The organism is Nostoc sp. DedQUE02 (assembly GCF_034531035.1).
GTDB lineage: Bacteria > Cyanobacteriota > Cyanobacteriia > Cyanobacteriales > Nostocaceae > Nostoc.
In genome coordinates this window covers 117,068-131,526 of record NZ_JAVRBY020000002.1, presented here as the reverse complement: position 1 = coordinate 131,526, position 14,459 = coordinate 117,068, and the positions used below count along the sequence as shown (strand labels likewise).

Sequence of the window (14,459 nt, the reverse complement as noted above, 5' to 3'; positions counted from 1 at the left end):
ACCCCAAGTCTACCACCCCCAATTCCGTCTCTACGATTCTAAAATTTGGCGAATCTCTTCCAGGGTTGCATCCTCTAAAAGAAGTCGCCTACCATTGCGCCCGACAATCAACACCTTTTCAATTCTTTTACCAGACTGCTTGGCTTTATACTCTTGATACCACTTGCGGATTTGTTCAGCAATGGCGATCGCACCCCCAACAATAGTAACGATGGTAACAACTGTTGCTGTTACTCCTTCTCTTTCCGGTGCATCTGAACTCACTGCATAGTTACCAGATATACCAGGAATTTCCAAAAGCGCCTCTGTTGCTGCGATCGCATCTTCACCTGCGATCGCCAACCGAATTTCTGCCATAGTGTTAATCTGCAAGTAACTCCAGGCTTATTTTAAACAACATCCCAAAGCAATTTCTTCTAAAAATTCCTAATTCTTGTTGTAAAGAATGTCTGAAAACCTAAATTTTCGGTTTTTAGTTCTCAATCAACTTACAACAAGGCGCTTAAGCCCCTTGTTTTGTCTTAGTCCGCGCAGATGGTAACTGAGCCTGCCGTACCCCTCCGGGGAAGCAAGCTACGCGCAGCGTCTCGTAGAGAAGTGCGGATTTTGCCTGTGTAAAATGAGACTGTTGGAATATATTCAAATCATGGTTATACTTTCTCATAAAACCACCACAACACTAGGGGGCAATGCAATACTGCTCGGATTTTGGATTTTAAACTGGAATTTGGTTTTGGGAAAAGGCTAAAGGGTAAAGGTTAAAGGTTTTTTCTTTTCCCTTTCCCATTCCCCTTTTCCCGTTAACCGACAAGTATTGGGGGGCAATGGCCAAAAAGTTCTAAGTTTGGGAAAGATATATCAGACTTTAATAATTATTAGAGGTGGCTGTAATGCCGACGATTCATTTTGTAGATGGTGAAAAAGGCGGGGTAGGAAAGTCTCTCTTTGCTAGGACAATGATTCAGTATTGTCTGGATAAGAGAATCCCATTTGTACCAGTGGAGACAGATAGATCGAATCCAGATGTTGCAGGGGTATATAAGGAAATATGTAAATATGCTGTGTTTAGTGAGAATGAACGACAGGCAAATAAGGCAGATAGAATATTTGAGTGGGCGATAGAGAAGCCAGTAATTGTGAATTTAGCCGCACAATCGCATAGAGCAGTACAAGGGTGGATTGAATCTAATCAATTACTTGAATTAGGAAGTTCGCAGGGAGTTCTGTTTTGCAAATGGTTTGTATCGACAGGAGGATACGACAGCATCAACCTGTTTGCTCAATCAGTGAATACTTACGGTGATAAAATCCCTCATATTCTGGTGAGAAATTTAGGGCTGTGTGATGATTGGGAGCATCTAGACTCAGACTCCAACTTTCAGAACATAGTAAATAAATATCAGATAAAAGTTATAGATTTTCCGAAGTTAGCATACAGAGAAAGAAACATAATTGACCAAAATCGCCTGACTTTTGCAGAGGCTAGAGAGTATAAAGAATTTGGGATAATTGGGAAACAGAGAGTAGTGAATTTTCTGAAGCTTGCTTATGGTGCTTTTGAGAAAGTAGGTATCTGGTATGAAAAAGTTGAGTAGTCATTTGTCACTTGTACTGAGCGTAGTCGAAGTATTAGTCATTTGTCACTTGTACTGAGCGTAGTCGAAGTATTAGTCATTTGTCACTTGTACTGAGCGTAGTCGAAGTATTAGTCATTTGTCCGAAGTCATTGATCGTTAGTACCAATGACTTCGGACAAACCTTAGCAGGAGATTGGATGCAGGTGCGATGGCGTACCCGCTCGGCGTTGGCGATCGCTTTGCGAATTTGACTACAATCCTTAGAAAGAGTAGCAAAAACCTAAATGTCTAAAAAGTCCGATTCTCAGTTTCAAAATCTCTTTAGTTCACCCAAATCAACCAACTGGGACGAAAGATTAGCCCAAGTAGCCTATCGCTTTAACCGAGAATATCAACGTGAAACCTTTGAACTCCCAGCAGAAGTACAGGCGATGCCGATATTCCGCGAGTGGATTGCTGGTAGTTTTTCAGGAAGAATCGCTTCCCCTTTCTGGGAAATTGCTAAACCTCAAAAAAACCAACACTGTATAGATATTGGCTGTGGTATCAGCTTTTTAATCTATCCTTGGCGGGATTGGCAAGCATTTTTTCATGGGCAAGAAATCAGTAATGTGGCACGCGATACCCTGAATTCTCGCGGGCCACAGTTGAATTCTAAGCTGTTCAAAGGTGTTGAGTCGGGAGCAGCTCATCAGTTAAACTATCCATCAGAGCAATTTGATTTAGCGATCGCCACCGGATTTAGCTGCTATTTTCCCCTCGAATATTGGGATGCTGTACTAGCAGAGGTGAAGCGGGTGTTAAAACCGGGTGGACATTTTGTGTTTGACGTTCTCAATCCAGAACAGCCTTTAGCGGAAGATTGGGCAGTTCTGGAAACCTATCTAGGGGCTGAAGTGTTTTTAGAGCCTTTGGCTAAATGGGAAAAAACAATTAAGGCCGCTGGTGCTAAAGTCGTAACGCATAAATCAGGGGAATTATTCGAGTTGTATAAGGTACGATTTTAAAAATCTTACAGCAGATTTCAAATTGGTGATGTACACAAGCTCGCGTCTGTTACCAAGCTATAAAGCGTGTTTTACTCCTGTTAGCGGTAGCGGGGCGTTTAGCCCATTCTAAATTCTGAATTTTGAATTCTGCTGTATTACTCAGGGATAAGTGGACTCATGGGATCTAAAGAAGTTGTAAAAACAAAATAGATTACCCCAGTGCCGAGAATCATCACAGCGAGACTAAACAGCAACACCCATCGGTCTGTTGGTTCGTAAGTATCTTCTTCGATATCACGACGGACAGCAAAATAATGTACTGTTGAGAGCCACACCGTGATTAAACCCACTAGCGAGAAGACTAAACCTAACTTCCAGCCATTGCCAGGACGAGGTACTAAAGGTACTTGGAAAGCACGCAAACGTACAATAACAACACCAAAACCTAAAAGAGCGATTCCTGTCCGCATCCAAGCGAGGTAGGTACGCTCATTTGCCAAATGATCTCGGATTCTGGACGGATTCAGTCGCCCTGGCTTTTTTTTATCTTTATCTTCTTCTGTAGGTTTCAATTTTAACTGCATCAATAATACCTTTATCCCCAAAGCCGCTCTTATCAAAAAAATGCGAAGATAGTAGGAAATCTCTTTCCAAATGACTCGCAACGAGCGCAATAGTTGCGCTATTGAAATATACTTGTTATGATTGTACATTTTTCCAAAATTTATTTTAATGCAGATATCGAAATAAAACAAGCCTAAAATTGAGGATAAATAATTGAAGAAGAATTCAGAAGTTAGAATGGGCTAAACGCCCCGCTACCGCTAACAGGAGTCAGAATCAAGACGCTCGCTATCAGTCGGGATTCAAACCTGCGACTGAATTGTTGCGCCACAAAATATACAAATTGGTGGAGGTGCGAAAACGTTGATTATTCATCCGCCAGTTGTACAAAATACGCAACTGAATTCTGACTCCTGAATCATGAATTCTATTCGATCAATTCAAAAAAACAGCCAAGATCAGAGAGATTTTTCACCAGTGTTTGTCCTGTTTTTTCTCTGATTTTGGCTGTTAACCTGTTTAAATTCAGAACAATCATTCAAAAATAAACTATGCAGTTCTATAGAACTCATATTTGATTTCTGAAAAAATTCAGTACAACTCAAAGAGGCTTCTTGACTGTTGCCTATTGCCTATTGCCTCTTGCCTCCTACGCAAATAAGTATGGCTACGCTCCCGTGAGGGATACAGAAATCAAATTGGATTGCTATATTTCAAGACTGATTGCTAGGCGCATTAGGAACTCGTGTATTTATGAGATCCTGCGATATGTCTGGGATAAACCAGTTAGCCTCTTTGCTGTTAAGAACTTTTACAGTCGGGACATTCAATTCAATCGCAGCAGTATCTGGATTTCTCTTAATTACTAACTGAGTTCCATCAAGAATCTTCAAAGCCGCCGCCCCTGTCAATTCTTCACCTTGTCCATTAGGACTAGAGGTGAAATTTTCTACCTGAACATCATTCGGTAGATAGATGCCATCACAATCCCAGTTATTTTTAGTGGATTGACCATCAGCTAGAAAATATAGACCATTCTCGTATACGGCATCTTCATCTTCTTCATCATTTGGTCTTTTGCCGTATACCGCAATAGTATTACCTGTTTGGTTGTTGCATTGTCCCCAATTGATTCCCGTCTCTAAAGCATATTTTTGCAGTGTTAATTCCTCGGTTCTCTTTTGAATTTCTTCTGGTGTGAGACCTTCAACTTGAGTTTGAGTATCTTTTGTCTGCGAGAGTTGCTTAAGTGCTTTAGTGACTTCGATGTAATCAGGGTTTTTGCTAAATTTTGGTCTATCAGCAAAAGAAGGTTGAGCAAAGGCTAGATTAGCGACAATCATTAAGACAATTAGCAGAGATTTCCAGATTTTCATGTTTTGATTCCTGTTGATGGGTGAGATATTTTCTAGTTTAGAATTCATTTAGCTCAGAAAATTCATGATGCACCTGTTTTTAGACACTTAATTTTTCTTGTTCTTCACTCGACGGCTGAGTAGTAAAACCTAAGATTAATGAGAATACATAACTAGAAACTACTGATAAAAGAGTCCAAGTAACATTTTCTGTGACAATAAACACGCCCAAACCAATCAAGATACAAGGTACAAAAGTGTTGCCATTTTCAGTTAAAAAGTTGGCGATCGCAGGCAAGTAGGTTAATTTATAAGCGGTATAACACCATACGCCCACTAGTCCAAAGAATACACTTAGTATCACTAGCAGACTATCTAATTCTGAGTTGGCAAACAGGGGCACGTAGACACTGATATTATCACTGCCATTGGCAAAGGCGATCGCAGCGACATTGCAAGTTTGCGGAGAGAGAAAACTTCTAACTATAGACGGACAAGACGGTTCGGTTTCTTCTTCGGCTTCCTCAGATGAATCCTCTTCGCGTTTTAGTAAACTGTTCACACCAATGATTATGGGCATAAAACCAAGTAGTTTAATCCAGTCCTGCGGTATGATTAGTCCACCGAAGAAACCGGGAAGGCTAGCAATGATCAATGCTGCAAAACCGAGATACTGACCAGCAAGGATGTGACGACTACGAAACGTTTTACTGATTTGTGAAAAAAGCAACGTCAGAATGACAATATCATCAATATTAGTGGCAGTGAATGCGGTAATCCCTGTGGTAATTGCAGTTACTAAATCGTTCATTTGTGAATGTCCTTATTTTCATGCTGGGGCATTGGGCGTTAGGAGTGCTGAGTTAGGAGTTATTCTCCCCCTGCCCCTCTGCCCCTCTGCTCTCTACTTGGTCGTTTGAGTCCGTGCCGAAGCCTTGATTTATACTTTAGTCAAACTAACCGATAGAATCAAATGCTTTTATTTGTCAGAATGATAAATGAAAGTGATTAAAATTTTGACACCAAGTCTTAGGGATACGATAAATGGCAGGAATGACGCTTGAGCAGCTAAAAATATTTCTGGCTGTGGCGCAGAACTTACACTTTACTCGCGCAGCAGAGGAGCTTTATATTACACAACCTGCCGTCAGTGCAGCGATCCACAACTTAGAGCAAGAATACGGAGTGAAACTATTCCATCGGATTGGTCGCCATATTGAGATTGCTGAGGCGGGTAAATTACTGCAAGTGGAAGCGCAAAAAATTCTCGATCAAGTTTCCTTAACTGAAAGGGGATTGCGAGAATTGAACAATCTGCAACGGGGTGAATTGAAATTAGGGTCGAGTCTGACAATTGGCAACTACTGGCTACCTAGCAAGATTAGTGAGTTTAAAAGCCAATATCCTGGTATCCAGATTGACTGTATCCTTGCCAATGCAGAAACGATTTGTGTCGGTACAGCGATGGGACAGTTTGATTTAGGTTTGGTGGAAGGAGATGTGAAGCCAGCGCTTCAGAATACTCTGGAGTACGAAATAGTGGGGAGCGATCGCTTGCAAATTGTGGTCGGTCAAAAACACCCTTGGTTTGAGTGGGGAGAAGTTGATTTAAGTCAACTAACCCAAACTCCTTGGGTGATGCGGGTGCGCGAATCTGGAACCCAGCAAAGGTTTGAGGAAGCGTTGCAAAATTGGGGCATCAACCTCAGTGAACTGAATGTCATTTTAGTGTTCACCAGTGGTGAGATGGCAAAAGCCGCAATTGAAAATGGCGTAGGCGCAACTGGAATCTCTGAGTTGATGGTAAAAAAAGAAATCCAGTTGGGGACTCTGCGGGCAATTCGAGTTATTGATAATAGAGAAGGTAAAGGTGCAATCGCAGAAATAGTTCGACCTTTTTTCAAAATCAAGCATCGTCAGCGTTTTCAAACTGCTCTTTCCAAAGTTTTTGAACAAATTTTGATATCGTCTATGTTAGATGGCTCATATCAAAATATATCAAAATCAGTTATTTGAGATACTATCAAACTCCTCGACGCGATCGCACGGGGATTCTAGCTCAAACAGTAATTGCAGTCTCAGAATCTAACTCAACAAGGTTGTCATCAACCCCGTTGCTGTTCAAAACCGTGCATAAAGGTTTCCCTTCACACGGCTCCTCAATATTGTGGTGCTTGGTACGCATACCTTATTAGCCATTTATCCTCAACTCTTTTAAGTTTTTTCTGAACTCAAATAACTATTGATAATAACTCTTGATAGTACTTTGCTGACCATTACCAACTATGCCTAATATATTCAACCGAGAAATTTTCAGGTTATCTAAAGCTGCTTTTAGCATAGAGGTATTTGTTTTATGAATCCTGACTACTATCAGAAGTCCATCAGTATGGGGTGCTATTAGGCTAGCATCTGCTAATCCCACCAAGGGAGGAACATCATAAATCACTAGGTCAAAACTATTATGGAAATCTGCCATTAATTGCTTCATTTTTTGAGATGAGAGCAACTTTGTGGGATCGGGTGGTATTGGCCCAGCAGTGATTATAGATAATTGGTTCATGGAAGGTAGTTGTCGCATTACTTCTCCCATTTGCAAGTTTGTAGAAATTAAATTACTTAATCCCCGTAGATTATTTAAATTTGAGAGGTCGTGAATTTGGGGTTTACGAAGATCAGCGTCTACCAGTAGGACTCGTTGCCCCATTGCTGTAGCTATTTGAGCTAGATGGAGAGCAACCGTAGACTTCCCATCACCAGACATAGCTGAACTCATAACTATAGAGCGAATCGGGCGATCGGAACTGAGTAGTTGAATATTTGTATAAAGTACGCGCAGGGCTTCTGAAAAGTTGGTTGAAGAATCACCATCTTCTTGATTTGGTAAAACGCTCAAATTAGCGATTGCCTGAGAAAAATAATTTTGTATATTTGCTAAGGAAATCGTTTGATTCAAAGCGTGATTTGGCTTATTAGTTTGAACTTGTTTTTCAAAAGGAATATTCCCTAACAATGGCTGTTTTATTTTTGTTTTAAGTTCATCAACACTATGGTAGGTATTTTCTAGCTTATCTATTAGTAAAACAACACCAATTCCTGCGAGGAGGCTTGCAATTATTCCCAAGATCAAATTTCGTCCGGTATTAAAAGAAGAAACAGGAACCTCTGGTGTAGTTGGAGCTTGAAGTAATTGCCAACCAAGCTCTGTTTGGGATATTTGAATTTGGAGATTTTCGCGGGTTGAAAGAAAGCGATTTAAATTCTCGTTTGCAAATTGTAATTTACGCTGCAATTCAGTGTACTGTCGCGTTAAAACTGGCAATTGGTTGCGTCTTTGTGCAAGTTCCCGTTCTGTTTTGATAAGTTCTTGGCTTTGTATTTCTAAGGTCTGAAGTTGCGTTGCTAGTTCTGCAAACTTTACACCCAATAAGCGCTGCGACTCCTGACGTAATACAGGTAAAAGACTAGCTCGTTTTTCTTTCAATGTTTGAATAGTTGGATTCTCTTTTTGCAAACGAGTTGATTCTGTAGCAATCTGAATATCAAGTTGGCGTATTTGAGCAATCAACTGCTGATATAAAGGATCATTATTCAGGATTGTAGTTGCTCCATTTTTTTCTTTTAGAATAGCCAAATTAGCACGAGCTTGAGCTAACTGTAGATCAATCGCTTGTTTTTGTTTAGAGAATTCAACAGTTTGTGATCCAATCTCCGCTTCTTGGGTTTCTGGGTCGTTAAAATTATATTTTTGTCGAAAAATCTGCAACTCTTTTTGGAGTTTATCTACTCGATTCTGTGTAACCGGTAGTTCTTTTTCAACAAACTGAAGCCCTTGACGTAACTTGGTTTGCCTCCTAACTTGGCTGTAATCTAAGTAATTATCAGCAATTCGCTCTAGTACAAATTGAGTCTTCTTCGGATTATTACTTTGATAGAGAACTTGTATTATCTTAGTCTCACCTAACCGAGTAATCTTCAAAGATTGGAGAAGAGTGTAATAGTTGATTTCTGGATAAGATGCTTGCAACTGTTTAAGGGTGCTTCTCATTAGTTCAGGACTTTTAAGAACCTGAATTTGGCTTTCATAATCTAGACTAGACTTCTGTGAGTTAGGGTCTTTGACAACATCCACAGCTTTGGTGTCATCATTTACAGGTTCCACTAACAGTTGAAAAGTGCCTTCATATTCTGGGGGCTTTCGGTTTAGCACCAAGCTAATAACTACAATTATCATCACAGCAATCGTTACACCTGCCATGACTAGCGATCGCCTCTGTAAAAGACTTAGAAACTCTTGAAAGTTCCACCCCTCTTCTTGTTCCTCAGCCCACGGAACAAGTTGATTTTGAGGAAATGGAGGCACAGAATTATTACTGCGATCGGAACTGGAGGATTGGGAAGAAGAATTCTCCATCATTTGCTTAATATTCGGTAATACAACTGGACACGATTAAGTAGAAAGGCTTTTAAAAGCTTCAGTGAGATAGCTTTGACATAAGCACTAATCTATTCTAAATAGGATATTTATTTGATAAACTTATGATGAAGTCTAAGTATTTTTTCTGGAATGCATGGTACTACTTATTTATTTATACAAAGTATTTAATAATACCAATTTTATATATATTACTGAATAAGAAATTTTAGAATTTTGTACTTAAGAAAAACCCTATGTAACTTATGCATTGATATAAAATACCAAATATGTGATGTGATTTTCAGGCATTCAAGCTTGATCTGTCAACATTTATTAGGGATGCGGCGGGCTACGCCTACGCTATTTACAGCAGTTTTCTTTTGCATAAGGTACAAAGTTATGGGCTTAAAGCAGAAGGCAGAAGTTAGAAACTGTTTATGTCTGATTTTAATCCCTGCGTTTTGTATCTCAGTTACTTGCAAACTGCTGTATCTGAAGTTAATCACCAAAAGCCTACAACGACTAAATTTAGTTGATACATAAGATGGTCAATTTGTACAGTGTGTAAGTCGTAACACATTTTGATAACTAAAGGATATTTCATTATCCTCTGATCAAAACGATTTATATTTGGAGATATTAAAAACACAGCAAATAGTCAACTGGTCAAATTTATAGACACAATTTATACAATTTACTTTGACTTATTCTCAGTATTTTTTCAAAATTAAAGTGAGAAAATTATAAATAGGTTGGCACAATAAAACCAAACTATATAAGTTTTGATAAACTTCGCTAAAATCATCTAATTTCTCAAATCCACAACCGCTTTTTAAAGCTTCTATTCTCTTAAAACTATACGTGTCAGACCTTTCACTCCTACGTTAAGTATCTTTTTTGATTGTTAAAAAAGTTGTGGGTAATGGATAGCTTTTAAAGGAAAAGGCTAGTGCCGATGGAGAAGACGGCACTGCTTCACCTCTAGCAAAACTACTTCCTCTGTTATTAATAATGATAAATATTTATACCAACTTAGTTAGTTATTTAACAACTTTGATAGTCAATAAAATGTTTGTTTTATAAAGATTTAACTTAGATTCCTTTAAAAATATGAATTTTTCATGAATAACTTGATTTCATATTCAAACATGGTATTGTAAAAATCGAATATTACATTTACTACCCATAAAGGGTAAATAGTTTACTTGTGTTGTACGAAATGACTGAAAATCAAATAGATATCATTGCTTAAAAAAAGCATGGTAGACTTTAATCCAAACAAGAGCGCTCACTCTAAACCTTTCAGTTGCCTAACAGCAAAATAGAGATTACTACCGTTAAGTATCTCTTTGAAAGTTGAAACAAGTACCTTAGGAAGTGATAAAAGACCTTACCAGAAAACATATTAGCTCTACTTAAAATAGTTTGTTGCTGCTTATACGCATCATTTTTATCCTTGTGTTCCCAGATTATATTTTAGATAAGTGTGCGTAGAAACTAAAAGAGTAAGTATTCTGTGAGTTAGTCTTACCAACAATAAAACTAATATGCTTATACGTAAGCCCTTAGAGCTAATTATAAAAAGCCTTTGAAGCTGTATGATCTTATTAACTGAGGTACTATTTCAAAGCGTGGATTAAACAAAATGCAAAACTTCAGTTTTGTAATTTATTGCGTACACTACGTAAGTCGCAGATTATTGAATTTATGTCTCTTAAGTTGTAATCTTAAGTTTGATTGATTGAAAGTTTCCTCTGATCTGGTAGACTTTTGAAAAATAATCTGGTTAAAATTATTATTTTTCCAGAGAATTATAATTCTAAACAATTTCAATTTTGTACTAAAGTTAATTTAAACTAGTTTGAGATTGATTGTATAGAAACAGGTATCAATTCTGACAAGTTTAATAACAAAGATTAATGGCTTGGCTGATTTTAGTAACGTACTTAAACAAAACTTTTCTCTTCCAGACTAGGACATAGCTTATGAGACTTAATGAATGGATTAATCAAAATTTTTTGCAATCCATTTCTACTCAGTTACATACGAAGAACCAATCTTCTATGAAAGCTGAAAAATCAATTAAATTGTCTGTAGTCACCCAATTTTTCCCTCCAGATTATGCTGCGACAGGACAGTTGATTGAAGAACTAGTAAAACAGTTAGGCAAGCAAGGGGTAGATATTGAAGTATTTACAAGTCAGCCAGGATATGCGTTTAGTTCTCATACGGCTCCAGCAGTTGAATGGGCTGACCAAATCCGAATTCAGCGATCGCGCACTGCCCAACTTTGGCCAGGAAGGATTCGTGGTAAAGCAGTTAATGGAGTCCTATATACCTTACGTGCTACACTCTATCTCCTCAAAGCTTGGCGTCGTAACAATATATTGTTACTAACTACAGCTCCCCCATTTTTGCCAGTGATCGGATATCTAGCTTATATCTTGTTCCGATTGCCCTATGTGTGCATACTTTATGATTTATACCCTGATATTGCGATCGCATTAGGCGTAATTCCAAAGCGTAACTGGCTAGTGCGCTTGTGGCGTGGGATTAACAAACAGGTTTGGTTAAACGCCAAGGGGATTATAGTACTTAGTCCTGCAATGAAACAACAGGTAGTAGCGCATTGTCCCGAAGTTAGTGAGAAAATTTCTGTAATTCACAGTTGGGCTAACCCAGAAGCGATCGTACCGATTGCCAAGCGAGAAAACTGGTTTGCTTGGAAGCATAACTTAGTTAACAAATTTACCGTCCTCTATTCTGGCAATATGGGTCGTTGTCATGACATCGACACCATGTTAGAAGCTGCAAAGCAATTGAAAGATGAGCCAATTCAGTTTGTTTGTATTGGTGGTGGTGCCAAACGCGATGAATTAATCATCGAAGTGGAGCGGTTAGGGCTAAACAATTTTACGTTTCTACCTTATCAAGACAAGCAAGTACTACCTTATTCTTTAACAGCTTGCGATCTATCACTAGTGAGTGTAGATGCAACTACAGAGGGTTTAGTTGTTCCCAGCAAACTATATTCAGCTTTAGCCTCTGGTCGACCAATAGCAGTAATTTGCTCCGAGACTTCATATCTGAGGGAACTAATAGTTGAAGCCAACTGTGGCGGGACATTTGACAATGGAGATGGTCAAGGTCTAGCGCAATTTATTCGCTTTCTCAATCGAGATCCACAAATAGGGGAGCAGATGGGCAAAGCAGGTCGCCAATATTTGCGATCGCACTTTACACCTAAAATTATCTCTCAACAATACCTTGATGTTTTACAGCAGGCAATATTCACTGATAGTGGGATAGCTATGTCTAAAAGCCATAGAAAATAAGTTTTTGATAACTTGTCACCATATATTGGTGGTAGGTTACAAAGACTTTCAGCCTCAGCTTTGTTGAAAATCACTCATAATAGTCAGGGCTATGCTAGTTCCTCATCGCAGTATTTAAGCAGCTTACAACTTTTTGACATCAGGGTTTAGTCTAGATAAAGTCAGGTTTCATAATCAGATTTTCCATCAGATTTTTGAGTTTGTTAACACTTTGTCAATATCCAAAATACAAGACCAATAGATAAAAGATAACTTATGATCAACTATAAAAATTTTCATTTTTTATCATAAAGTTTGCGTTTTTTTGAGAAAATATTGTTATTGATTCAAGAAAATCTTAGCTTTGGAAGGGGTATATATTATGGGTAATCAACGCTGTAAACAATTTTCATAAGCCTATTATAGTAATATCTGGCAAATAGACTGACGAATTAAGCTTGGTTTAAAAGCTTGAAATATTACCATGTTTAAAAATACTTAAAAAGCCTTGCAAAGAGATTTATTTTAGTATTGTATTTATTTAAATTAAGATAATCTAAGCACGTCAAAATATGTTATGCTTTAATACAGATTGACAAAGGTTAATAATTAGCAATTCAAATTTAATTTATTTAAAAACTTGAACAAGTGGGGTTTTCAGATTGTTGTTATCAAACAAAATACTATTGATAAAAAAATAATTGGTGGACTGTAATTAAATAATATGTATTGCTTAACTTTAGGAGATGGGCTTTGATGGTCTTTTTGATCTCAGTCCCTCCAACATAACCTTCCTAATTTTGCTGTTTATTTACTGAAGTGGGAGGTCAAATTGCAGAGAAGGTGTGATCGAAATCGGAAACGTTCAAAACGACGGGCTGTCTACTGTCCAGTTCATGGCTGCTATCTCGATAGCAGCAGTCAGAAATATCAACTGTTTGCCGATCAAGCAGGGCAGTTGCAGAAACGGGGCATGAGTCGGCGGAGTGCATTGATGCTGGTCGCTAGCCAAACCGCAGTTCCTTTAGAAGGAGAATGGTTAGAGGCTTTTTGGTGCGATCGTTGCCAGCAAACAAAGTGGTATTACATCCGCAAGTCTGATGAGCGCACCTATGAAATTTCTATAGCACCACAAGAGCTTTGGCGGCAGGTAGCAGGAGTAATCGATCCTCAGGGAAACCCTTCTGTTGGAGAATTTACTCGCAGACAAGCAAAAGTGCTTAAGTATCATGACATCAAAAATTTTCAGTTTGTCAATTAATGCTTAAAAGCAGGGTCTTTAATCAATATTATGAGTAGTAAAGGAATTGCCTCAAAGCCAGAGTTGATAATTAAAGCTGGACGTAGTGAGCAGCAGTATTGGAAAGACCTGTGGCGCTATCGAGAGCTATTTTATTTTCTGGCTTGGCGTGACATTCTAGTACGCTACAAACAAACAGTGATTGGTATGCTCTGGGCACTCATTCGACCATTTTTGACGATGGTGGTCTTTAGCGTCATCTTCGGAAGTTTGGCGAAATTACCTTCGGAGGGGACAGCACCATATCCGATACTGGTATTTGCTGCCTTGTTACCCTGGCAATTTTTTTCCAATTCCCTAAGTGAGTGTAGCAACAGCCTAATTAGTAATTCCAACTTGATTTCTAAAGTTTACTTTCCGCGCTTGATTGTGCCTGCTAGTTCAGTGATTGTTAGCTTTGTGGACTTTCTCGTTTCTGCAATGATTCTCTTAGGGCTGATGGCCTGGTATAATTATGTTCCCAGTTGGCGGATATTATCTTTACCGTTATTTATTAGCATTGCCTTTGCTGCTTCATTAGGAGTAGGGCTATGGTTAGCAGCTTTGAATGTCGAATATCGAGACTTCCGGTATATTGTGCCGTTTATTGTGCAGTTTGGTCTATATATATCGCCCGTCGGTTTTAGTAGCAGTATTATACCAGAACAATGGCGTTTGCTCTACTATTTGAACCCAATGGTAGGCGTGATTGATGGCTTTCGCTGGGCGATTTTAGGGGGAGAGTCCAAACTTTACTGGACTGGATTCACACTATCTCTAGGACTAGTTGCTCTGTTAGTAGTAAGTGGCATTTGGTACTTCCGCAAAATGGAACGGACATTTGCTGATGTAATTTAATAAGTATTTGAAAGATAGTATTTTAAAGATTTGATAATAACAATATCAATCAGTTACTTTACTACCCAGTCTAAGATTTTGCACTTATTTTTTTTATTTTAACTAA

12 protein-coding genes are annotated in these 14,459 nt (G+C 38.6%); 7 read left to right on the top strand and 5 right to left on the bottom strand.

Annotated features, from left to right (window positions below; translation table 11 throughout):
• Window positions 1–30: 30 nt before the first annotated feature.
• A complete protein-coding gene (locus RMX98_RS03095; protein WP_322678214.1) occupies window positions 31–357 on the bottom strand; it encodes a hypothetical protein in 327 nt (108 codons plus the stop codon).
• Window positions 358–890: 533 nt separating this feature from the next.
• Between RMX98_RS03095 and RMX98_RS03090 the strand changes: the two genes are divergently transcribed.
• From RMX98_RS03090 to RMX98_RS03080, 3 genes are all read left to right on the top strand, one after another.
• Entirely contained in the window at window positions 891–1,595 is a 705-nt protein-coding gene (locus tag RMX98_RS03090) for a mobilization protein (protein WP_322678213.1), read from the top strand.
• Between the two features lie 80 nt (window positions 1,596–1,675).
• Window positions 1,676–1,828 carry a hypothetical protein gene (locus RMX98_RS03085; RefSeq protein ID WP_322678212.1) on the top strand — a complete coding sequence of 51 codons (153 nt, stop codon included), beginning with the start codon at window positions 1,676–1,678 and terminating at the stop codon, window positions 1,826–1,828.
• Between the two features lie 33 nt (window positions 1,829–1,861).
• Window positions 1,862–2,584 carry a class I SAM-dependent methyltransferase gene (locus RMX98_RS03080; RefSeq protein WP_322678211.1) on the top strand — a complete coding sequence of 241 codons (723 nt, stop codon included), beginning with the start codon at window positions 1,862–1,864 and terminating at the stop codon, window positions 2,582–2,584.
• A 137-nt stretch (window positions 2,585–2,721) separates the two neighbouring features.
• Here the strand turns inward: RMX98_RS03080 and RMX98_RS03075 are convergent, their stop codons facing one another.
• The 3 genes from RMX98_RS03075 to RMX98_RS03065 form a co-directional block, all read right to left on the bottom strand.
• Window positions 2,722–3,150, bottom strand: coding sequence for a DUF202 domain-containing protein (locus RMX98_RS03075; protein ID WP_322678210.1), 429 nt, complete (start codon window positions 3,148–3,150; stop codon window positions 2,722–2,724).
• A 693-nt stretch (window positions 3,151–3,843) separates the two neighbouring features.
• Window positions 3,844–4,506, bottom strand: coding sequence for a hypothetical protein (locus tag RMX98_RS03070; RefSeq protein ID WP_322678209.1), 663 nt, complete (start codon window positions 4,504–4,506; stop codon window positions 3,844–3,846).
• Between the two features lie 79 nt (window positions 4,507–4,585).
• Window positions 4,586–5,296 (bottom strand): cadmium resistance transporter, encoded by a 711-nt coding sequence (locus tag RMX98_RS03065; RefSeq protein ID WP_322678208.1) that lies wholly within the window; start codon window positions 5,294–5,296, stop codon window positions 4,586–4,588.
• 233 nt (window positions 5,297–5,529) lie between these two features.
• Here RMX98_RS03065 and RMX98_RS03060 point away from each other — a divergent pair, with 233 nt between their 5' ends.
• On the top strand, window positions 5,530–6,501 hold the full coding sequence (locus RMX98_RS03060; protein ID WP_322678207.1) for a LysR substrate-binding domain-containing protein: 972 nt from the start codon (window positions 5,530–5,532) through the stop codon (window positions 6,499–6,501).
• Between the two features lie 223 nt (window positions 6,502–6,724).
• Here the strand turns inward: RMX98_RS03060 and RMX98_RS03055 are convergent, their stop codons facing one another.
• Window positions 6,725–8,899 (bottom strand): polysaccharide biosynthesis tyrosine autokinase, encoded by a 2,175-nt coding sequence (locus RMX98_RS03055; RefSeq protein WP_322678262.1) that lies wholly within the window; start codon window positions 8,897–8,899, stop codon window positions 6,725–6,727.
• Between the two features lie 1,988 nt (window positions 8,900–10,887).
• On the opposite strand from RMX98_RS03055, the gene RMX98_RS03050 reads away from it, so the two are divergent.
• From RMX98_RS03050 to RMX98_RS03040, 3 genes are all read left to right on the top strand, one after another.
• A complete protein-coding gene (locus RMX98_RS03050; protein WP_322678206.1) occupies window positions 10,888–12,237 on the top strand; it encodes a glycosyltransferase family 4 protein in 1,350 nt (449 codons plus the stop codon).
• A gap of 811 nt (window positions 12,238–13,048) precedes the next feature.
• Entirely contained in the window at window positions 13,049–13,477 is a 429-nt protein-coding gene (locus RMX98_RS03045; RefSeq protein WP_322678205.1) for a hypothetical protein, read from the top strand.
• 30 nt (window positions 13,478–13,507) lie between these two features.
• A complete protein-coding gene (locus RMX98_RS03040; RefSeq protein ID WP_322678204.1) occupies window positions 13,508–14,353 on the top strand; it encodes an ABC transporter permease in 846 nt (281 codons plus the stop codon).
• The last annotated feature ends 106 nt before the right edge of the window (window positions 14,354–14,459 follow it).